Raw genomic sequence first — 3,854 nt, forward strand, 5'->3', positions numbered from 1 at the left:
ATTTTAATATGGCAAAGTATACGCTAGAAGAAAAAGAAAGCTTTACCGTTTTAGGTATTGGAATTGAGCTTAAGAGCGATTATACAGATTATGCTGGCACATACAAAGAAAAGTTAGACTTTTGGAAAACAATCAAACAAGATGGAAGACTTGACACTTTAAAAGCTATCGCCACAAATGACTACATTTTTACCGTGAACGAAGCCGTAAATAATAAGATGATGCATTATGCTGGAGTCATGACAGACACACCATTACCAGAATCATCCAGATTGATTCAATTTCCTAAAGGAAAATACTTGGTTGTAAAAGGGGAAGCAGAAACGCCTGATGCGTTAGGTAATACGCTGACTAGTATAGCATTTGGGCAAGTCTTACCAGAAGCCAAGGATTTTGCTTATGTTGGCGGACCAAATGCAGCAGTTGAGATGGGGCAAAGTAACGGCTTAGTATTTGGTGAAATGTGGATTCCTGTTGTTAAGAAATAAGAAATAGAAAGCTAACTGGAGGAGGGATAAGAGTTGTCCTTTATTGTTGATTTTAAAAATGTGTCTACGGTTGGGTTAGAGTCTTCCTTCCCCTGTAACAGAAGCGCTTGCTGGTTTACGTGCTAATGAAGCCCGCTACTTTATGAACAAATACAAGCATGAATTTACAGTTATACCTGCTAGAGAAAGTCAGGAGACCCTTGATTATGTGAACCATATATTGAAAGAAGAACGCGATATTAAGTTTGCAGCTAATCCTTTAGAAACGTCATGCTTTCAAGTGGAAAATATCAAATGGGCTTTCGTCTTTTTTGAGGATGGTCTAGAGGTCAACGTCATGTATACAGTTGATAACCCTAAGAAGCGTGCCGTTGGTTTTAAGCTATCTGAGGGGATGGAGGTGCCAAGGGAGTTAGAAGGAAAGTTTAAGTTTGCTAGGCAGAGGTCTATACTAGCTGGAACCATTCGAGGCTCGTTTTTTGTCATTAAAGGTGAGTATTAAAAATTAATATTTACATTTTCTCACTTAAGTAAATGAAAGGCTTGGTTAATTCGACAAACCCAGCCTTTTATTTAACCTAAAATTCAATTATTAAATATCTTATTTAGAATAAATTTATCGAATATAACCTCAACTTACTGCTTTACCATCATTTATGGTACCGTTCTCCGTAATGTATATATACACAAATTTCTATTTGACCTTAAAGTATATACTAGCAGAGCATCAAGCTTAGTAGCCAATCGTAAAAATGTGCAATCAGGTTGCTTAAGCAATTCTGTTACTTTTTTGTTTAAATCGAATAAATAAATGAACCGAGAGTAACACTATCCACAAAACTAATGGAGGTATTAATGATATGAAACAGATTATTCTCTGGTCACTCTTGATATTGCCTTGGGCGTCCTTGTTTTTTTTGAAAATGGATACCTTGCGCAGGTACATGCCGGTCGCTCTATTTATGACCATTATACATACCTTGTCATATCAAGCGGCTTATCATTACGGATGGTGGAACGAGGCAGATTCCAGTCTTTTCGGGTGGGATAGGGTCGCGCCGATTCCTTGGGTGTATGGAGTATATTTAGTTATAGTTATCTGGATATTCCACTTTATATTTGGTAAGTTTTGGATGTATCTGACTATCAATATACTTTTGGACGGGTTATATATGTACATCGTTTACCCGGTATGGCAACGGGCGGGGCTTGTTTCGAGTGAATCGACTTTACCTACAATAGTTATTGTTGCTATGATGATCGGTTTTGCGCTTATCATCTATCTGTATCAAATGTGGCAGGATGAAGTGTTCAAACAGCCCCAAAGTGAAACTCATTAATGACCAAGAACTGACTTGATATACCCTTCATTTAAGAAGAAAAGCGAAATGACCGAAAACATGAATATTTCCCATTCAAAGTCTTGTCCTCATTACTTTATTATAGCAATTACCTTTTACAAAACATTCGATTCCACACATTCTAAATTGGTTTCGTCTGCACCTTACTAGGGACTTGTTATTACGAAGGTAGCCATAGCTGTGGGAATCTGTACGTTTACAACAAGGATCCTCCTCTCAATCAAATGATATCCTTGCTTAGGCTTTATTTATAGTACGCTTCGTCGTGGTGTGTCTATTTGAGGTTTTATCATAACCTTATCGTTCTCCTATTCCTCGTTTATCTCCATCCCCGGGAGACAGCTAGCTAGCAACCTGACTCCATTTTCAATTTCATCTATTGATAAACCACCAAATCCCAACATGATATAGGAATGAGCCTCAGAGGGTGGATGAAACCAAAAAGATGTCGGAGAATAAACGTTGACGCCTTTATTGAGACCCTTTTCAATCAGCTCTAAGGCTGGTATCCCTTTTAGTTTTAATAAGATATGCAGGCCAGACTTTTCTCCTACAATCGTTACTTGAGTGCCCATATAGTGTTGAATACACCTTAGCAGAGCCTGGTGTTTTCTTTGGTACAGCTTGCGCATTCTTCTAATATGCCTTTCGAATTCACCCGATTGCATGAACAAAGCTATTGCCCGCTGAATAATAGGAGAGACAGATTGATTGTAATCGGCGAACTTTCGTGAATACTGAACCACTAAAGACGGAGGAAGTACAATATAACTTAACCGAACGGACGGAAGAAAAGATTTAGAAAATGTACCTAAATATATAACTCTTTCCCCTTCATCGAGAGATTTGAGTGAAGGAATCGGCTGACCCATGTATCGAAACTCCCCATCATAATCATCCTCGATAATGTATCCTCCCGTTTGATACGCCCATTTTAACATTTGCATTCTTTTTGAAACGGACAGAACCATACCAAGTGGAAATTGGTGAGACGGCGTTACGTATACGGCAGTTGCCTCACTCCTTTGAAGATAGTCTATTGACAATCCATCCTTTTCAAGAGGTATCGGTTCAATATGGCACCCCTGATCTTCAAAAACCGATCGCGCACCCGTGTAACCTGGTTCCTCCATTGCCAAGGTTTCTTCCTGTAGTTCTAAAATTTTACATATCGCCGTCATGGAGGCCTGTGTTCCTGCCGTAATCAGAATTTGCTCTGGTGTAGATCGCACACCTCTCGATTGCAATAAATAATTTGAAATCTCCTGTCGTAGTTCCAGCTCTCCCATTCTATTGCTATACCGAAATAACCAGTTGCCCTCTTGATCAACTGCACCTGTCAGACATTTCTTCCATTGTTTTAAAGGAAATTTCTCCATATCAACATTCCCATATTCAAAATCAACAAGAGCCTTGCTTGGCGGCTGACATTCCAACCTAATAGGCTGCTCTTGAGCAATCGGATGCAAGAAAGGCTTCTCGATCTCAGCTACCCATATTCCACTTCTAGGCACACTTTCGAGATAACCCTCTGATTGTAACTGCTGATAGGCAGCCTCAACCGTATTCCGGCTAACCTTTAAATGAAGCGTTAGCTGGCGAATGGATGGCATCTTCATTCCTGCTAAAAGCCTGCTTTCTTCAATTTCCTTCTTAATCCAACCATACAACTGACTGTATAATGGTTCTTTTGAATCCTTTTGTAAAAATGGGGTCAATTCCACATCCATTCCTCCATCTGTCCCTATTAAACTTTTTTATTCTGTCACTTTTCACATGCACAGATATTATTTAAAATCATTTTATCATTTAAAAAGGAGTGGGGATCGAAAATGAGTAATATCCGCCAAGAAAATTTAGAATGTACGGATGATAATCGAATTGAACAGTTTTTAAGCGAGGCACGGACAGGATACCTGGGATTAACGGATGGAGAGGCTCCTTATGTTGTTCCTTTGAATTTTGTCATGATGAATGAGGCTGTATATTTTCACGGAGCTGCACA

The 3,854-nt window shown here is 39.1% G+C and carries 4 protein-coding genes and 1 pseudogene; 4 read left to right on the forward strand and 1 reads right to left on the reverse strand.

Annotated elements, in window-relative coordinates:
- The first annotated feature begins 8 nt into the window (after positions 1-8).
- From JCM9152_RS20790 to JCM9152_RS20800, 3 genes and pseudogenes are all read left to right on the forward strand, one after another.
- Positions 9-488 carry a GyrI-like domain-containing protein gene (locus tag JCM9152_RS20790; RefSeq protein ID WP_035347694.1) on the forward strand — a complete coding sequence of 160 codons (480 nt, stop codon included), beginning with the start codon at positions 9-11 and terminating at the stop codon, positions 486-488.
- Positions 489-521: 33 nt separating this feature from the next.
- Positions 522-990, forward strand: a pseudogene (locus JCM9152_RS20795) (DUF8821 family protein).
- Between the two features lie 358 nt (positions 991-1,348).
- Complete coding sequence (locus tag JCM9152_RS20800; RefSeq protein ID WP_035347690.1) at positions 1,349-1,828, forward strand: hypothetical protein; 480 nt, start codon at positions 1,349-1,351, stop codon at positions 1,826-1,828.
- Between the two features lie 329 nt (positions 1,829-2,157).
- Here the strand turns inward: JCM9152_RS20800 and pdxR are convergent, their stop codons facing one another.
- Positions 2,158-3,579 (reverse strand): MocR-like pyridoxine biosynthesis transcription factor PdxR, encoded by a 1,422-nt coding sequence (pdxR, locus tag JCM9152_RS20805; protein ID WP_081728168.1) that lies wholly within the window; start codon positions 3,577-3,579, stop codon positions 2,158-2,160.
- Positions 3,580-3,681: 102 nt separating this feature from the next.
- Between pdxR and JCM9152_RS20810 the strand changes: the two genes are divergently transcribed.
- The coding region (locus JCM9152_RS20810; RefSeq protein ID WP_035347692.1) for a pyridoxamine 5'-phosphate oxidase family protein at positions 3,682-3,854 on the forward strand (173 nt) is incomplete at its 3' end.

Origin of the sequence: Halalkalibacter hemicellulosilyticusJCM 9152, assembly GCF_000513115.1 — a bacterium.
Lineage (GTDB): Bacteria > Bacillota > Bacilli > Bacillales > Bacillaceae_D > Halalkalibacter > Halalkalibacter hemicellulosilyticus.

Coding starts and splice junctions, on each gene's coding strand:
- JCM9152_RS20790 (WP_035347694.1), top strand. CDS start 9: ATGGCAAAGTATACGCTAGAAGAAAAAGAAAGCTTTACCGTTTTAGGT.
- JCM9152_RS20800 (WP_035347690.1), top strand. CDS start 1,349: ATGAAACAGATTATTCTCTGGTCACTCTTGATATTGCCTTGGGCGTCC.
- pdxR (WP_081728168.1), bottom strand. CDS start 3,579: ATGGATGTGGAATTGACCCCATTTTTACAAAAGGATTCAAAAGAACCA.